This is a genomic window from Streptomyces sp. NBC_01166, assembly GCF_045039765.1.
Classification (GTDB): Bacteria; Actinomycetota; Actinomycetes; order Streptomycetales; family Streptomycetaceae; genus Streptomyces.
Window position 1 is genome coordinate 8,241,333 of the sequence record NZ_CP108613.1, and the last position, 15,740, is coordinate 8,257,072.

At 70.3% G+C, this 15,740-nt stretch carries 18 protein-coding genes; 6 read left to right on the plus strand and 12 right to left on the minus strand.

What is annotated here, in order from left to right:
* The first annotated feature begins 391 nt into the window (after nucleotides 1–391).
* Together OG379_RS37345 and OG379_RS37350 are read left to right on the plus strand one after the other, a co-directional pair.
* The gene (locus OG379_RS37345; RefSeq protein ID WP_405667701.1) at nucleotides 392–835 is read left to right on the plus strand and encodes an SRPBCC family protein; all 444 of its coding nucleotides are present in this window, start codon (nucleotides 392–394) and stop codon (nucleotides 833–835) included.
* Nucleotides 836–899: 64 nt separating this feature from the next.
* Nucleotides 900–1,286, plus strand: a complete 387-nt coding sequence (locus tag OG379_RS37350; RefSeq protein ID WP_405667702.1) for a VOC family protein — start codon at nucleotides 900–902, stop codon at nucleotides 1,284–1,286.
* A gap of 27 nt (nucleotides 1,287–1,313) precedes the next feature.
* Here the strand turns inward: OG379_RS37350 and bla are convergent, their stop codons facing one another.
* Both bla and OG379_RS37360 read right to left on the minus strand, forming a co-directional pair.
* Entirely contained in the window at nucleotides 1,314–2,243 is a 930-nt protein-coding gene (gene bla, locus OG379_RS37355) for a class A beta-lactamase (protein WP_405667703.1), read from the minus strand.
* 180 nt (nucleotides 2,244–2,423) lie between these two features.
* The gene (locus tag OG379_RS37360) at nucleotides 2,424–3,329 is read right to left on the minus strand and encodes a YncE family protein (RefSeq protein ID WP_405667705.1); all 906 of its coding nucleotides are present in this window, start codon (nucleotides 3,327–3,329) and stop codon (nucleotides 2,424–2,426) included.
* A gap of 313 nt (nucleotides 3,330–3,642) precedes the next feature.
* Between OG379_RS37360 and OG379_RS37365 the strand changes: the two genes are divergently transcribed.
* Nucleotides 3,643–4,410: a class I SAM-dependent methyltransferase gene (locus OG379_RS37365; protein WP_405667706.1), complete on the plus strand. Its 768-nt coding sequence runs from the start codon at nucleotides 3,643–3,645 to the stop codon at nucleotides 4,408–4,410.
* 47 nt (nucleotides 4,411–4,457) lie between these two features.
* Nucleotides 4,458–4,874: a thiol-disulfide oxidoreductase DCC family protein gene (locus tag OG379_RS37370; protein WP_393760179.1), complete on the plus strand. Its 417-nt coding sequence runs from the start codon at nucleotides 4,458–4,460 to the stop codon at nucleotides 4,872–4,874.
* Nucleotides 4,875–5,056: 182 nt separating this feature from the next.
* Here OG379_RS37370 and OG379_RS37375 read toward each other — a convergent pair whose 3' ends face one another.
* Both OG379_RS37375 and OG379_RS37380 read right to left on the minus strand, forming a co-directional pair.
* Nucleotides 5,057–5,605: a tellurite resistance TerB family protein gene (locus tag OG379_RS37375; RefSeq protein WP_405667708.1), complete on the minus strand. Its 549-nt coding sequence runs from the start codon at nucleotides 5,603–5,605 to the stop codon at nucleotides 5,057–5,059.
* Nucleotides 5,606–5,748: 143 nt separating this feature from the next.
* Nucleotides 5,749–6,420, minus strand: coding sequence for an NUDIX domain-containing protein (locus OG379_RS37380; RefSeq protein WP_405667710.1), 672 nt, complete (start codon nucleotides 6,418–6,420; stop codon nucleotides 5,749–5,751).
* Between the two features lie 92 nt (nucleotides 6,421–6,512).
* Between OG379_RS37380 and OG379_RS37385 the strand changes: the two genes are divergently transcribed.
* Nucleotides 6,513–7,271, plus strand: coding sequence for a DeoR/GlpR family DNA-binding transcription regulator (locus tag OG379_RS37385; RefSeq protein ID WP_405667711.1), 759 nt, complete (start codon nucleotides 6,513–6,515; stop codon nucleotides 7,269–7,271).
* Nucleotides 7,272–7,386: 115 nt separating this feature from the next.
* Nucleotides 7,387–7,836, plus strand: a complete 450-nt coding sequence (locus OG379_RS37390) for a spore-associated protein (RefSeq protein ID WP_405667712.1) — start codon at nucleotides 7,387–7,389, stop codon at nucleotides 7,834–7,836.
* Between the two features lie 102 nt (nucleotides 7,837–7,938).
* Here OG379_RS37390 and OG379_RS37395 read toward each other — a convergent pair whose 3' ends face one another.
* From OG379_RS37395 to yhfZ, 8 genes are all read right to left on the minus strand, one after another.
* Complete coding sequence (locus OG379_RS37395; RefSeq protein WP_405667714.1) at nucleotides 7,939–9,180, minus strand: phosphopentomutase; 1,242 nt, start codon at nucleotides 9,178–9,180, stop codon at nucleotides 7,939–7,941.
* Nucleotides 9,181–9,191: 11 nt separating this feature from the next.
* Nucleotides 9,192–10,358, minus strand: a complete 1,167-nt coding sequence (locus OG379_RS37400; RefSeq protein WP_405667716.1) for an alanine racemase — start codon at nucleotides 10,356–10,358, stop codon at nucleotides 9,192–9,194.
* Nucleotides 10,359–10,360: 2 nt separating this feature from the next.
* Nucleotides 10,361–11,476: an aminotransferase class V-fold PLP-dependent enzyme gene (locus tag OG379_RS37405; RefSeq protein ID WP_405667718.1), complete on the minus strand. Its 1,116-nt coding sequence runs from the start codon at nucleotides 11,474–11,476 to the stop codon at nucleotides 10,361–10,363.
* 1 nt (nucleotide 11,477) lies between these two features.
* Complete coding sequence (locus OG379_RS37410) at nucleotides 11,478–12,434, minus strand: phosphotriesterase (protein WP_405667720.1); 957 nt, start codon at nucleotides 12,432–12,434, stop codon at nucleotides 11,478–11,480.
* 46 nt (nucleotides 12,435–12,480) lie between these two features.
* Nucleotides 12,481–13,815 (minus strand): YhfT family protein, encoded by a 1,335-nt coding sequence (locus OG379_RS37415; RefSeq protein WP_405667722.1) that lies wholly within the window; start codon nucleotides 13,813–13,815, stop codon nucleotides 12,481–12,483.
* 42 nt (nucleotides 13,816–13,857) lie between these two features.
* Complete coding sequence (locus tag OG379_RS37420; RefSeq protein ID WP_405667724.1) at nucleotides 13,858–14,214, minus strand: DUF2620 domain-containing protein; 357 nt, start codon at nucleotides 14,212–14,214, stop codon at nucleotides 13,858–13,860.
* 49 nt (nucleotides 14,215–14,263) lie between these two features.
* Nucleotides 14,264–14,668: a transcriptional antiterminator gene (locus OG379_RS37425; RefSeq protein ID WP_405667726.1), complete on the minus strand. Its 405-nt coding sequence runs from the start codon at nucleotides 14,666–14,668 to the stop codon at nucleotides 14,264–14,266.
* Between the two features lie 98 nt (nucleotides 14,669–14,766).
* Entirely contained in the window at nucleotides 14,767–15,705 is a 939-nt protein-coding gene (gene yhfZ, locus OG379_RS37430) for a GntR family transcriptional regulator YhfZ (protein WP_405667728.1), read from the minus strand.
* Between the last annotated feature and the right edge of the window lie 35 nt (nucleotides 15,706–15,740).

The following is a 15,740-nucleotide window of genomic DNA, read 5'->3' on the forward strand; positions in this document are numbered from 1 at the left end:
ACCGCCCGTCAACAGGGACGGCACCGCGACGAGGTCGTCGGGCGCAACGGCCGGCGACATGCCCGGATGGCGCACCTGAGCACGGTCCGCCGCAGGTCACCCCACATGTGGTGAACCTGTTGGACGCGTAGGGAGCGGGGTGAGGTGCGAGGAGAGGGAACGGGCGGGGCGTGCCCGTCCGTGCCGGTTCCTCTCCCCAGCCTCTGGCCTGCGACGCCGCCCGAGTTCTGACGGCGTCGGCGGGGCGGGCTCCGGATCCAGCTTCCCGCGGCCGACGACACTCGATTGCACGCCGGATGTGCCTGCCCGGCTGCCGAGCGGCCACGGAGCGCGGATCCTTGAACCAGCGCCACCCCGGGTGCGCCGCGCCCGTCGTACCGGAGGAGACCCCATGGCCCGCTTCGAGGCGACGGTCGACATCGACCGTCCGATCGCCGAGGTATTCGCCTTCCTGGCGGATGGCGAGAACGACAGGAAGTTCAGCCCGCGTGTCCAGAACATCGCGAAGTCCCCGGCCGGCCCGACGGCGGTGGGCACGGTGTTCCGCAGTACCGTGAAGGACGCCGGGATGACGACCCGGCGTGAATTCAGGATCGGTGAACTTGCCGCTCCGACGCGTATCCGCTGGCACGAACTGTCGTCCAACCTCGTGACGGCCCGGGAAGGGGGCTACGACCTCGAGGCCCTGGCAGATGACCGAACGAGAGTGCGTATCTTCAATGATCTGGAGGGCCACCGTCTGGGCAAGCTCCTCGTCCGGCCGGCCGTCGCCGCCGCACGTAAGGACGCCCCAGCCTTCGGGCAACGGATCAAGGCCGCGGTGGAAGCCTCCTGACCGCAGGCCTGGTGGAGGGGCGAGAGGGACACTCCCCCCGCATCGTCCGCGTAGGGTCTTGACCATGGTGCACGTACTGAGCAGCAGGGTATTGCTGAGGCCCCGTGATCCGGAGGCCTCCCGTGACTTCTACGGACGGACGCTCGGGCTGCCCGTCTACAGGGAGTTCGGTACCGGGCCGGACCGGGGAACGGTGTACTTCCTCGGCGGGGGCTTCCTCGAGGTGTCGGGCCGTTCGGAGACACCTCCGACCGAGTCACTGCGGCTCTGGATGCAGGTCGCGGACTGTGCGGCGGCACACGAGGAGGTGGCGGCCCGCGGGGCGGTCGTCCTGCGCCCGCCTCTCCAGGAACCCTGGGGTCTGATCGAGATGTGGATCGCCGACCCGGACGGCCACCGCATCGTGCTGACTGAGGTACCCCCCGACCATCCGCTCCGCTACCGCCCCTGAACGCCGTGAAAGCGGGTGCCTCAGTCCTCAGGCGAAGGCGGTGAGTGCGGCACGGGCGGCCTGCGCGACGAGCGCGTCCTGCGGCTCGGCTCCGCGTGCCTCTCCACGTGTCAGCACGGCGAGGACGATCGGCGCGGACTCGGGCGGCCAGAGGACAGCGATGTCGTTACGGGTGCCGTAGCCGCCCGTGCCGGTCTTGTCGCCCACCACCCAGCCGTCCGGGGCGCCGGCGCGGATGAGCGCGTCGCCGGTGGTGTTCCGCTTGAGCCAGTCGGTCAGGACGGCCCGCTTGTCCGCGCCCAGGGTGCCACCGAGCACGTAGGCCCGCAGATCGGCGGCAAGGGCACGCGGTGTGCTGGTGTCACGGGGATCGCCGGGCGCGGCTTCGCTGAGATCGGGTTCGTAGCGGTCGCACCGGGTGGTGCGGTCGCCGAGAGCGACGAGGGCGTCCCCCAGCCCCCGGGGGCCACCGAGCTCCTGGAAGAGCAGATTGGCGGCGGCGTTGTCGCTGTAGCGGATGGCCGCGTCGCACAGTTCGCGCAGGGTCAGCCCCGAGTCCACGTGCCGCTCGGTGACCGGGGAGTTGGCGACGAGATCAGCAGGGCCGTATCGCACGCGCCGTTCGAGCCGCTGGAGCGTGTACCTGTCCAGCAACGCGCCCGCGAGCAGCGCCTTGCAGGTCGAGGCGTAGGCGAAACGCTCGTCCGGACGGTGCGTGACGGACTGGCCGCTCCCGGTGTCGACCGCGTACACACCCACCCGAGCGTCGAACTTCCTCTCCAGTTCCTGGAACGCGGGCTCCGTCCGGCGTGGGGCGCCTTCGGACGGTGAGGGCGCTGTCCTGGAGGGCGCCGGTGGAGCGGCGGCCGGCGGGGACGTGTCGCACCCGGCGAGAGGAAGGGCCACGAGTCCGGCCAGGGCGGAGAGCGCGGCACGGCGGGGGATCGGGGTGGGCACGAGGGCGACGACTTCCTGACTCCGAGGGTGCTGCCGGGCAACCGTCCGCGGATCGCCCCGGATGGCACGGGCGTTCGGGGCGCAGGTCCGCGGCCGACAGCGTTCTGACGCCCCAGAGTAGGGCGGGCGCTTCCGTTCACCACCGATATGCCGCCCGTGTCGTCGTCCGACGCGGCCAAGTCAGCAGGCGGGGCGCGGCGCGTGCGAGCCTTGGGAGGCGAAGCGTATGCGCGTGAGCCCGTCCTCGCCGGAGGGACCGGAGCCGGACTTGTCGACGACGTAGGCAGTGCTGTCGTCGGTCACCCTGACGTGGTTGGGATACACACCGGTGGTCACGCTCTCCACGACCGTCCCCGCACGCGGGTCGACCACCGACAGGCTTCCGGCCAGTCGGTTAGCGACCAGGACGCGGCCCGTGCACGGGTCGACGGCCACCGACTTCGCGCCCTCGCCCGTCTCCACCGACCTGGCGACGGCGCCCCTGCCCAGGTCGACGACCGAGACGGTCCCCGACGTCTGGTCGGCGGTGTAAGCGGTGCGCCCGTCCACGGAGAGCGCGACCGAGAGCGGTCCCTCGCCGGCAGGAATGGGGCGCGGGGCCCGGGAGCCGGGGCCGACTTCGATGATCCGGTCGTTCGTGAAGTCGGCGGCGTAGACCGCGCCGGTCCGTTCGTTCAACGTCAGCCCCGTCGGCCCGCTCCCCTCGACGATGACACGCCTGATCTCCTTGAAGGTCCGGCTGTCGAAGGCCACGAGAGCGCCGTCACCGAAAGCGCTGGCCCACACGATGTCGCCCTTCTCGTCCACGACGACCTCGCGCGAGTGGTTCACGTTCGGCCGGGTGACGAGATGCCTGCCGGTCCTCTGGCTGTACACGGCCACCGAGTTGTTCCGGGTGCTCGTGACCCACAGGGTGTTGTGCTCGTCGTCGACGTCGACGTCGATGCCGTAGACGGCTTCGACCGTGCCGTTCGTGGGGGGCGTGTAAGCGGCGTCCACCTCGAGGGTGTGGGGATCGATCCTCAGCAATCGGGAAGCCGTGACCGGTGCGGGTGGCTGCCCCACGGAGGCGGTGGCCCAGAGCACGTCGTTACGCTCGGAGTACGCGGACCGGCTGTGCCGGTGGGTGCGATGCCGGTACGCGCGGTATCGGTTCCCGTTGTGGCGGTCCTGGTCAGCGCGAGAGTGCCGCCGAAGGCGAGCGCCACAGCGGTCGCGGCTGCGCGGCGGACACGGTGATCGAGCGAGGCCATGGTGTGCTGTTCTCCCTGGACGCGCGCCATCGGTGAGGCGCCCGCGGTATCGGGCACGGTCGGGCCGCACCCCTCTGTCCCACGTAAAGGTTAGGTAGCCCTAAGCTTGGTTTTGCGCAAAGGGCAACCGTGTCAGGATGCGATGCATGTCTGTTCGCGCACTGAGCTTCGGAGCGATGGCGGAAGCGTACGAGCGGTTCCGGCCGGGCTACTCCGCGGAGCTGTTCGACAAGGTGACGGCGTACGCGGGACGGCCGGTGCGGACCGCCCTCGAGATCGGTGCGGGGACGGGTAAAGCCACTCGCCTGTTCGCCGGACGCGGGGTCTCGGTCACCGCGACCGAGCCGGACGCGGCCATGCTCGCCGAGTTGCGCAAGCACGTGCCGGAGAGGGTCAGGACGGTGCGAGCCGCGTTCGAGGACCTGCGGCCGGGCGCGAGGTACGGGCTCGTCTATGCGGCTGCCGCGCTGCACTGGACGAATCCTGAGGGCCGGTGGCCGCGTGTGGCGGCGCTGCTGGAGCCGGGTGCGGTGTTCGCGTCGTTCGGTGGGCCGATCCAGCCGGCCGATCCGGCTGTGGAGGAAGCCGTGCGAGCGGCACGGGCGCCCTTCCTGGAGAGTGACGGGGTTCCGTCGCCGGACGGGACGCCCGCAGGTCATGCCATGCAGTGGCCGGGTACCGAGCTTCAACGGTCCGACTGGTTCACCGACGTACGACAGACCGTGATCGAACGGCGCTTGACCGTGAGCGCCGCCGACTATGTCGGCCACCTCTCGACCGTCTCGGCCTATCTCGTGCTGCCGGCCACGGAGCAGCAGCAGGTGTTCGACCGGATCATGCGGGTTCTGCCGGAGGCGGTCGAGGTCGACGCTGACATCACCGTCCATCTCGCGCGCCGGCGGCATGAGCCGTGATGCCCCGTGGGCACTCAGCCGACGATCATGTGGGGCATGATGAGGTCATGCGGACGCGACCTGTGCTCATCTATGACGGAGACTGCGCCTTCTGTACCTCCTCCGTGCTGTTTGCTGAACGGCACGTCCGGCCCAGTTGTGAGATCACTCCCTGGCAGTTCGCGGCAATGGAATCCCTCGGGTTCGCCCAAGAGCGGGCAGAGTACGAACTGTTGTGGATCACACCCCCCGGAAAGATCTACGGTGGCGCGCAGGCCGTCGCCAAGATGCTGCTGAACGCGGGAAGCGGCTGGGCCGTGCTGGGGGCGCTGCTCACCCTGCCTCCCCTCCGCTGGATCGCTCACGGTGTCTACCGGCTCGTCGCGAACAATCGTGAGCGGATGCCGGGCGGGACGCCGACCTGCGCCCTCCCCGCGGACCGTCGGCCGCGCAACGGGACATCCGCGTCGGACTCCGTGCGCTGAGCGCCGGACAAGTCCTGCCGGAGCTGTCCCGAGGGCTCGTCGACGCTCATTCCACGCCCGCGGAGGGGTATCCGTCGGCGCGTCTGTCCGACGTCCGGCCTGCCGGTCCGGCGGCAGGTACCTGCCGCCGGACCGGCAGGCCGTGGCGCTGTCCGCGCGGGCCGGTCCGTCGCTCGGCCGGTTCAGAGCTGGAATTCTGCCGGGGACAGTCCCAACGCCGCGCAGGCCTCTCGGAGAATCATGTGCTCGGCATGCGAGAAGTCGCCGTCGGAGCCGGCGATGACGATGCCCGTCTGGAGCACGGCCCTTGCCTCGGTCGGCTTCTTGGAGGTCTTCACGATCTCCTGCATGGCGTCGGTCTTGCCCTGCTGGAAGTTGAGCGTGAGCTGGTCCACATGCTTGTTGAAGCGCTGGCGCAACTGCTCCGGCGGGAAGTTCTGCAGGACGTCGTTGCCGAGGATCATGGACTCCACGTGCTGACGCTCCGCAGGATCCACATGCCCGTCAGCGGCAGCGACGAGTGCGCACATAGCCATACTCGCGTCGCGGTAGGCGCCGCTCTTGAGCTCCGTCTTGAGGGAGGCGAGCTGCGACTTCAGCGTGCTGACCAACTGGGCGCGCGAACCACCACCGGATCCCTGCCCGCCGCTTCGTCCGGCCGCGGACCCGCGCGCTCCTTGGGACTGCTGCAGATTCTTGGCCTGATCCTTGAGTCGGTCCCACACTGCCATCGAGGTCACCTCGGTCTTCGTCTGAGTTGTCGGTCACGAGCCCGTGCGCTCACCCAGCCAAACGGCCGGGTACGGGTAAAGGTTCCGCAAAATGGCAGATCGGTTCGGGTGTGGCGCCCTGAAGTGATCGACGTGCCCGACCGTCAGCCCGCCGCAGAGGCGAAGGGACCGTCCAGGGCTGCCCATTGGAGCAGCATGATGGTCTTCCCGTCGGTGATGCGCCCGTCGCGGATCATGGCGAGGGCCTCGGTGAAGGGCAGTTCGAGGACCTCGATGTCCTCGCCTTCGTGCTCGAGGCCGCCGCCCGCCCCGGTCAGGTCGGCAGAGGTGTAGGGGGCGGCGAAGAAGTGGAGGCGCTCGGTCACGGAACCGGGGCTCATGTAGGCATCGAAGACGTGGGTGAGGGAGCCCAGGTCGACGCCGAGTTCTTCCGCGCTCTCGCGTCGTACGGCGGCGCGCGGGTCGTCCGCGTCGAGCAGCCCGGCGGCCGCTTCGACGAGCATGCCGTCGGGATGGTCGTTGACGTAGGCCGGGTACCGGAACTGACGGGTGAGCAGGACCCGCCCGCGCCCGGTGTCGTAGGGCAGGACCACGGCGCCGTCGCCGCGGTCGTAGGTCTCGCGCTGCTGGGTGTCCCAGTGCCCGTCACGGCGGCGGTAGTCGAAGGTGGTGCGCCGCAGGACGTGCCAGCTGTGAGAGGTGAGCTCGACGTCGCGGACCACGACATCGGGGTTGCGGTCCAGGCCGCGACCGGCCTGGTCGAGGCCGGTGCGGCCGCGATGGTCGGGGGCGTCGATGCCGGGGCGGCCTGTCACGCGGTCTCCTTCGGGGTGCGGAGGGAGTTCGGCTTGTCGTTCATGTGCGCTACCGTACAGGCAGAAACGTGCAAGAACAGGAGAGAGTGTGCATGCTGGCTGCTGAACGGCGCGACCACCTGCTCGGTCTGCTCACCCGCGAGGGCAAGATCGTCGCCAAGGACGTGGCCGCCGAACTGGGGATCTCGGAGGACAGCGTCCGGCGCGATCTGCGCGATCTCGCCGCAGAGGGGCTGTGCCAGCGGGTCTACGGCGGTGCGCTGCCCGTCTCGCCCGCGGTGGCCGGCTACGCCGCCCGGCAGACCGTCGCCCCGGACGGCAAACAGAAGGTCGCCTCGGTGGCTGCCGGGCTGGTGCGACCCGGCGGCGCTGTGATCCTCGATGGTGGAACCACCGCCCTCGCCGTCGCCCGCGCGCTCCCGCCGGACCTCGCCTGCACCGTGATCACCCACAGCCCGACGGTCGTCGCGGCCCTGCTCGACCACCCGGAGGCCGAGCTCTTCCTGCTGGGGGGCCGTATCTTCAAGCACTCGGCGGTCGCCTGCGGAGCCGCCGCGGTCGAGGCGGCGCAGAACGTCTCCGCCGACCTCTGCCTGCTCGGTGTCACCGGCGTCCACCCCGAGACGGGACTGACCACCGCGGACGCCGAGGAGGCGGCGATGAAGCGCGCCCTGTCGGAGCGGGCCGCGGACACCTACATCCTCGCCTCCTCCGAGAAGATCGGCACGGCTTCGCGATTCCGCGTACTGCCCTGGGAGAAGGTCACCGGCCTGATCACCGACGCGGATCCCCGTGACGCGGTCGTCGAGCGGCTCCTGTCGCTCGGTGTGGACGTCATCGCGGCCGGCTGACACCCCCTCCCTTCATCCGTTCGGTACCTCGCCGTGAATGCAGTGCAACCATCCGTACCGTTCGAGGGTCACATCAAGTGGGAGTAAAACGCTCTCAGGGACACAAGGGGGAAATATGAGAATCGTTCGTAATGTCGCGGCTCTCGGGGCGGTCACCGCGCTGGCGGTGGGCAGCACGGTCGCGCTGAGCACGACGGCCTCCGCCGCACCGAACGTCACGCCGCAGGGCGTCTGCGGCAAGGCCTACAAGACGGTGAACTCCGTGCCGGTCGGCTCGCTGGGCACCGTCTACCTGACGTACAACTCCTCCAACGGCCAGAACTGTGTCGCGACCATCCGCGCCAACCCGGGGACGGCCAAGCTCATGTCCGCGTACATCTACGTCCCCGCGACGGACGCGTGGGCCGGGGACGACGGTAGCTTCACGTCGTACGCGGGACCGGGCTACGTGTACGGCAAGGGCTACTGCGTGAGCTGGGGAGGGAGCATCGCCAACGTGTACGTGTCGGTGGAGAACTCCAACTGCGCCGCACGCAAGGAGCAGCGGGTCACCGAGATCCGCTGACCCGGCCGTGAGGACGGGGCGTCGGCCGGCGCCCCGAGCAGCGGCGGGCCCGGCAGAGGACCATCTGCCGGGCCCGCCGGCGTATGTGGCGGCCGGTCCCTCTCAGGCCGCACGCCGGCCGGCCCGCAGAGGCGTGCCGCCGGCCAGCTCCTCCGGGTCCAGTGCGAGCGACGCCGCCGCGGTGGCGCCGACGTCCGCCAGGCTGTGTGAGTCCGGCAGCAGTTCCACCCCATCGGTCCCGGGCCGGTGGATCAGGACCGGCACGTACTCCCGGGTGTGGTGCGCGTGGCCGATCGTGGGATCGTTGCCGTGGTCCCCGGTGACGATCAGCCGGTCGCCGGGCTCCGCGAGCAGCGCCGTCAGCCCGGCGAGCCCGGCGTCCACCTGCTCCAGCAGACGTCCGTACCGTTCGGTGTCCTGCTGATGCCCTGCCAGGTCCGTCTCCTGCACATTGGCCACCACGAGTGCGTCGCCTTCCGTGCGTACCGCTTCCAGGGTGTGGGACAGCACCTCGTCGGTGGCCACCGCCGGATGACGCCCGGCCGTCTCACACACCAGGATGTCGGCGGCCTTGCCCACCAGAGTGACCGGGATGCCGGACCGGGCCGCGAGGCCGGGAAGCTGGCGGGTGTGATCGAGCGGGGCGCCCAGGTGTTGCACCTGAAGGCCGCCGTTGCGGTAGAAGCCGGTGGCCGGAGTGTCCAGTCCGACCGTCCCTCCGTCGCCGGGGCGGACGAACGAGCGGAGCGGGCCGTCCGCGTGCCCCCCGACCGCGATGACGCGGGCCACCGGAGCGACGGAGCGCACCGTACGAGCGATGGCGAGGATCCCCCCGGGCCCGTCGAAGGAGAGGTCGTCGAGGCGGCCGGACGCGTTCCAGTTGATCCCGGGATCGGCCTCGAGGTTGTCATGGACCAGAACGGCGTCGTCGACGAGGAGCAGGGGTTTCCCGTCGACCGGTTCGGCCCGGTGGCCGGCCGCCCGGAGCGCACGGGTCACCTCGTCGAGATGATCGGCGAGCCGTGCCACCGTCACCCGGCTGAAGTCGGCACCCATCATGGTCTGATGGCCCGCGAAGGTGTCCGCTCCGGGATAGCCGAGTGCCGCCCTGCCCGCGGCGACCGGCAGATGGGTGCGGCGTGCCAGGTCGGGGTGCGGGTGGACCAGCCCCAGCCCCAGGGCCCCGAGCATCGGCAGGCGCAGCGGCCGGCCGAACGCGGTGCGGGCGTGGTCGAGGACGTGCCCGCAGGTGTCGGCGGCGAGATCGCCCGGACGCAGGGCACCCGCGTCGGGCATGGCGCCGACCCCGAACCCGTCGATGACGACGATGACGGTCTTGGCCATGGGGTTGCTCCTTACTGCAGGGCTCGGCCCTGGGCGTCGTACAGGCCGTTCAGCCGAGGGGAGCCGGAAGCGACTCCGGAGACGACGGCGACGGTCGAACGGGTGACGAAGATCTGGGTGCGGAAGGCGAACAGCACGGTGTCGCCGAGGCGGACGTCGGCCCCGTCTGCGGGTGCGTCGAGCAGCCTGTAGTAGTCGATGTTCTCGGGGGGCGCGTCCTGCACGCCCAGCCGCTTGCCGGTGCGGGGCAGGAGAGCGCCGCGGATGTGGGAGCGGGCGTAGAAGCCGCCGCCGAAGACCGCCGGACGTCCGTCGTCGAGTGTGTGGGCGACCTCGCTGACGTACACGTACGCGGGCTTCTCGGGCTGCGCCGGATCGACGGCGTGCAGCGGGGTGGTGCCCGTGAGGGCGTGGCCCGGTTCGCCGTGGGTGGCGCCCAGTTCCGCGAGCAGCGGGAGGGAGGCCATCGAGGTGGCGCTGGGAGCGCTGAGCCTGAGGTCGTGGTGCCCCCGCGAGACGAGGAGTTCGCGGGCCTTGAGGGCCAGGCCGAAGTTGGGCGTGGCGGCCGGCCGGCCCGTCGACGGATCGCACAGGACACAGGGGAAGGCGGTGACGCCCCCGATCCGGATGCCGTCCAGGGCCTCGGCGGCCTCCGCGAAGACGTCCAGCCGGGCGAGCGGGACGCCGCCCTCCTGGCCGGGATACACGGAGCCTTCGGCGCCCTCGATCCGGATCAGGATGTCCTGGACGAAGCCCAGTTCGCGCGCCGCGTCGGAGACGGCGCGGGCGTTGGCCGGATCGAAGACGGTGACGGTCTCGGGGCGCCGGGCCAGTACCTCGGGCAGGGTGCGCCGGGGAATCTGGACGAGGTGCCCGACGTTGCCGGGGCGTGCTCCGGCAGCCAGCAGGACACGGGCCTCGGCCGGGTCGATGGCGGCGGAGCGGGGGATGTGCCGGGCGATGGCCTGGATGAGTTCGGGATTGCGGCCGAGCTGCTTGACGACGAACCAGAGCCCGACGCCGAGGCGTTCGGCCTCAGCCGCCAGCAGCGCGGCGTTCGCCTCGACGGCGTCCAGGTCCATGACATACGTGTCCGGGGGGATCGCGCCGTCCCGGTGCAGAGCGGCCGCGGCGTCGACGAGCCCGGGGTTACGGGTGAGCAGGGTGTCGAGAAACACGGTCAGTCGTCCTTCGGGTCGTCCAGGGCGGCGAGCGAGCTCCGCAGGATGTCGACGACGAGGTCCGCGCCCGCCCGCATCGGGTTGATGCGCACGGTCCAGTCGGCCAGCCCGGGGGAGTCGTCCAGCGCGGAGCTGGACATGCGGTAGAAGAGGGGGGCGATCTCGTAGCGGGAGTTGGAGCCGACGGGATACGGGGCGGCTCCGAAACGGGCGGCGGCCGAGGGAAGCTCCCGGGCGACAGGCCGGTCCAGCCGGACGAGCAGACAGCGGTCCTGGGCGTTGGCGATGCGTACCTGGGCCACACCGTCCACCTCTCCGGCCGCCAGGCGTTCCGCGACCTCGGCGCCGACGCGCGACTGCACGGACCACATGACGGGAACGTGGGTGAGGGCGCGCAGCGCGTCGAGTGCCTGGTGGCCCTGGACCTGCCCGCCGCCGGAGTAGTTGTCCCGGCGGACGTGCGCGACGAGGTCCCGGGCACCGACGACCAGGCCGACGCCCTCGGGCCCGTGCAGCTTGAAGAGCGAGAAGCAGGAGGCGTCGGCGCCCAGTTCCACACCGGCCGCCGGAGTGCGCATGACCGCGTAGTTGTCGTCGACGATCGTGCGGACCCCGGCCGCCCGGCATGCAGCGAGGACCTCGGCGGGATCGTAGGAATCGGCGAGCCGTTGCCGGGTGTGCTGGACGTATGCCCACCGGACCTGCCCGGACGCCAGCGTCTCGTGGAGAGCGGAGGGGTCGTTGTAGTCCGCCTCCACCGTCCGCACCCCGATGCCCCGCAGGGTGACCTCGGTGGTGCGGTAGACCGGCGCACGGTGGATGAGCAGCGGGTCGCCGGCCCGGACGGCGGCGTTGAGGGCGGCCCGGATCGCGCCGGTGCCCGCGCCCTGCACGAAGGCGGCGTCCTCGGCTCCGAAGAAGTCCGCGAGCACCGCCTCGACACGTGCGGTGGTGCGGGGACGCCCGAGTCCTGGGACGACTCCGGCGTCCGACGAGAAGAGCTGATCGCCCTCGAAGTGGGCGGCGGTGGCCTCCAGCAGCCGGAACTGCATCGCCACGGCGTCGTCCAGGGCGACGGTCGCAAGCGGGAAGGTCGGGGGGAGTACGGGGCTCATGTCAGTTGTCCTCCTCGCTCGCGCCGGTCAGGAAGCGCAGCGGATTGCGGCGGGTCAGCAGGTCGACCAGATCGTCGTCGGCGCCCGCCGCCCGGAGCCGGGGCAGAAAGCTTCCGAAGAGGTGGCCGTAGCCCTGGCCCCCCTCCTCCACGAGATAACCGTGGCGGGAGATGTCGCAGCTGAGCAGAACGCGGTCGGCGTGCCCGGCCTCCAGCAGGGCGAGCAGGAGCGCGAGCCGGTCACGGTCACTCCGGTACGACGACTTGCCCACGGTGTCGAAGGCGACGTACGCCCCTCGCGCCGCGAGCTCCCGGTGGACGCCCGGATCGTCGAGCAGGTCCTGGTGGCCGACACTGATCCGGTCTGCGGGCAGGCCCTCACCGGTCAGGAGTTCCACCTGGGCGAGCCCGCCCCGGCCGAGTTGGGCGTGCGTGGCGAGGGAGAGGCCCGTGGCGAGCGCGGCCCGCGCACCTGCCCGGAGCACCTTGGCCTCGGGATCGGTCGGCACGTCGCCATGGCTGCCGATCTCACCGAGGACACCGGGCAGGACACCGGTCGCGCCGATGCCGTCCTCGATCTCGCGGACGAGGACTTCGGTCAGCTGTTCCACGGTGCCGGCCTCGATCTCCGGCGTGTGGAACGGCTCGTAGTACCAGCCGGTCGAGGCGACGACCGCGACCTGGGAGTCCCGGGAGATCCGGGCCAGGGCACCGACGTCGCGGCCCATGCCCCGGCAGGTCAGCTCGATGAGAAGGGAGAGTCCGAACTCCTTCCGCAGGGCGGTGAGTTCGGCGGTCACGGCCGCCGCGTGGCGCTCCGGGTGAAGGATGGCCGCGCCGTCGCCCTGACGGTCCAGGTCGAGGACCAGGTGCTCGTGGGCCAGGGCGGGACCGCGCACGGAGGCGGCGGACAGCTCTCCGGTGACGGTGCGCAGGGCGCGGGGTGCGGGGCGGTTCATCGTGGGGCCTTCTTTCGCGTACGGGCCGGTCCTGTCCGTGAAGTGGTCAGCCCTTCAGCGGCGTGAACAGGTCGAGCCAGTACAAGATGTTGAGGAGGATCCCGCCGACGATCACGGCCGCGGGAGCGGCGGCCATCCTCACCACCGGACGGCCCATCGCCTCGTTGAGCAGGTAGAGACCGCCGACGACGAGGATGCCGAGCCCGCCCCCCATGGCGTTCGCCGCCATCAGCGACCCGAACAGGATCGCGAGCTGCAGGGCGTCCCCGATGGCGCTGCGCAGATGCTCGGAGGAGTCCCGGACGCTGGGCAGCTTGCCGAGGAGCCTGCCGATCCAGGAGAGTGCCAGCACCTCGACGGCGAACACGAGTGCGCCGACCACTGCCGCCAGGTACGGGTTCGGCATGAGATAGCCGATCGGATACACCAGTGTGAATCCGGCGATTCCGTACGCGCCGGAGGCCAGTGCGGTCGTCGCGATCAGCGGAATGAAGCCGAACACCCGGTAGAAGTCGACCTGGGCGGCCTCGGAGTACTGCCCCTTCGCGATCAGGAAGCTGGTCGCCTCGCCGCCGCCGAATATGTGCATCTGCGCGAGCACACAGACCCCGGCGCCGAGCACCATGAACAGTGGCAGGTACCTGCGCAGACGTGCGGCGCTGGCGCTGAAGAGCGACGCCATCGGATCGTCCGGCGGGACCTCCTCCACGATGCCCGACGTCCGGTCGGCCCGGCGCTGCCTGACGTCCTTGGAGACGGCCAGGCCGATGAGCATCAGCACACCGACCGCCATGGCCAGCGCGCCGGCGAACATGTTCGGCCACAGCTTCATCGTCATGACGACGAGGGCCAGTTCGAGAACTCCGGCGACACCGCCCCACTTGCGGCCGAACTGCTTGGTGATGGCGAGCACCGGGAACAGGGTGAAGAGGAACAGGATCGGCGTCGACATCTGCTGCATCGCGGTCAGGAAGTCGACCGGGAGATCATGGGCCACGTTGTTCGCGCCGTTCAGCCCGAACACGACAACGGCCCCCCATGCGGCGCCCAGGACCGGGGCGAGCCACTTCTTGGGCGACAGCATTCCGAGGATGTCGGTGGGCAGGAAGACCAGCCACGGATTCAGCACACCGGTGGACAGCGCCATCGGGGCACCGAGCCCGAAGATGAACCCTGCGGAGAGACCGAAGGAGACGGCCGTCGTCGCGCTGCGCGTGGTGCGCCCCTGGACGAAGTCGAGGAGGAAGGGACGCACCCCGTCGTTGAAGATCGCCAGGGCCATGTGCGAGATGTAGGCCGTCAGCGCGCAGAGGGCGATCACGGTCAGTTGCTGGGCCAGTGTGAAGTCGAGGCTGGTACCGGCGGCGAGTGTGGTGCTCACGAGTCACTCCTTGGTGCCCGGGATGATGCGAAGAGGCTGATGTCAGCCGCGGGCAGCGATGGCGCGTGCCATGAGGGGGGCGATGGTGTCGATCTGGTCCATCGAGAAGCCGAAGACCTTCTTGCCGTCGGCGAGCAGAGCGGCGATCTCCTCCTCGGTGGGAACGCTCCGCCCGAAGGTGTGGCAGGCCGCGCTGCCCATGAGGCCGACGAGTACGCCCAACGAGGCGCCGGCCCCCGTGTGACAGGTGCCCAGGTAGTAATCGGCCTGGCCCGTACGGAGTTTCATCGCGGCGTCCATGTCGCTGGAGGGGACGATGTCGAGGGCGTCGATGCCGAGCCCGCCGATGGCCTGGGTGACCTCGACCTTGCCGACTCCACCCGTGAGGATCTTCGTCATCGCTGCTCTTCTCTCTGTAGCGGTTGGTGTTACGGAACGGGAGGTCCGGTCAGCCGGCCGCGGCCGGTCCGGACGGGGGTGCGGAAGGGGACTGCTGGGCCAGGACAGCCAGGTGCATACCGAGGAAGTTGACCTCGGAGTCGGGGAGCGCGGCCCCCAGCTGCCTCTCGGCGCGGACCGAGACGGCACGGGCGCGGGCCACCGCATCGGGATGCCCGGCGAGCTCGGCGGCGACCTGGGCGTCGGTGAGGAACTGCTCGATGGGCTCACCGTCCAGGAGCCGGCCGAGGGCCATCATCAGATGACTGGTGAGCATCCCGGCCGTCGCTTCGGTGACGGTCAGGCCCTCGGACTCCAGGGAGGTCAGCTCGGCAGTGACGAAATCAGCCACCTCGGGCCTGACCTGACCGCCCTCGCGGAAGAGCTGGAGCCGCAGTGCGAGCTGGTCGTCCATGATGATCCTCCTAAAATCAACAGTAACCAGGATTCTGTATTTTGAGGGCGGACGACGCTCTGGGGAAATGAGACACCGGTCACCCTGCCGTCCGCCGGTCAGTACGAGGGCACGCGCTCACCCCTCAGGACCTCGCCCTGCAGCTGCTTCACGAGGGACAGGTCGAGCGACGCGCGGATCGCGGCCAGCGCCTGCGCCCCGTCCGACCGGCAGATCAGCGCGGCGCTGGAGTTGCGGAGCGCCAGCTCACGGGTGACCTCGTCGCCGAGTGGAAGCACTTCGACTCCGGGGCCGATCCGGTCCTGTGCCTCGTCGAGATTCCAGACGGTCGCGTCCACCTCGCCACGGGAGAAGAGGTCGGGCAACTGCATGTACGAGGTCTCCCGCCACACGATGTCGTCGCGGCCGGCGAAGACACGCTCCACGAGCATCCGCAGGTCCTCCGAGGTGTGGTCGATAGCGACCCGCAGGCCTGGCGCCTCAAGGTCGGTCCCCCGGCGGACGAGCATGCCGTGCGCGCCCACATAGGTGGCCGGCCCGAGGTCGGCCACCAGCTCCACCGGGTGCTCCGCGGTCAGCCGGTCGGCGGCGAAACGGGACAGCACGACCAGATCGACCTTACCTTCCAGCAGTGCCGTGGTCCGGGCGCCGGCGCCCCGCATGAACGTGACCGCGAACGGCGCGCCCGCCTCCTCGAAGGCGCCGCGCAGCCCGGTCGCCAAGCCCTCGTACCGCCGCGAGTAGGGGAGTGGCATGGCGGCGAGCAGGGTGCCGAGACCCGACAGCCGCCACAGGATGGTGCGGTCGGACCTGACGAGGAACGTGCCGAGGTGACCGCGTGCGGTGGTGGAGATGGCCCCCGACTGCTCCAGCAGTTGGAGTGCCGCCTGGACGGTGCCGTTTCCGCAGCCCAGCTGCTCCGCGAAGTCCCTCACCCGGGGCAGACGGGTGTCCGGCTCGTGATGCAGGAGCACGGCGGCGAGCTGCCGGGCGGCGAGGCCGTTACGTGTGAGGAAGCGGTCGTCCAGGTCGTTCACGAATCAAACAGTAAACAGGATCCTGGATATTGACA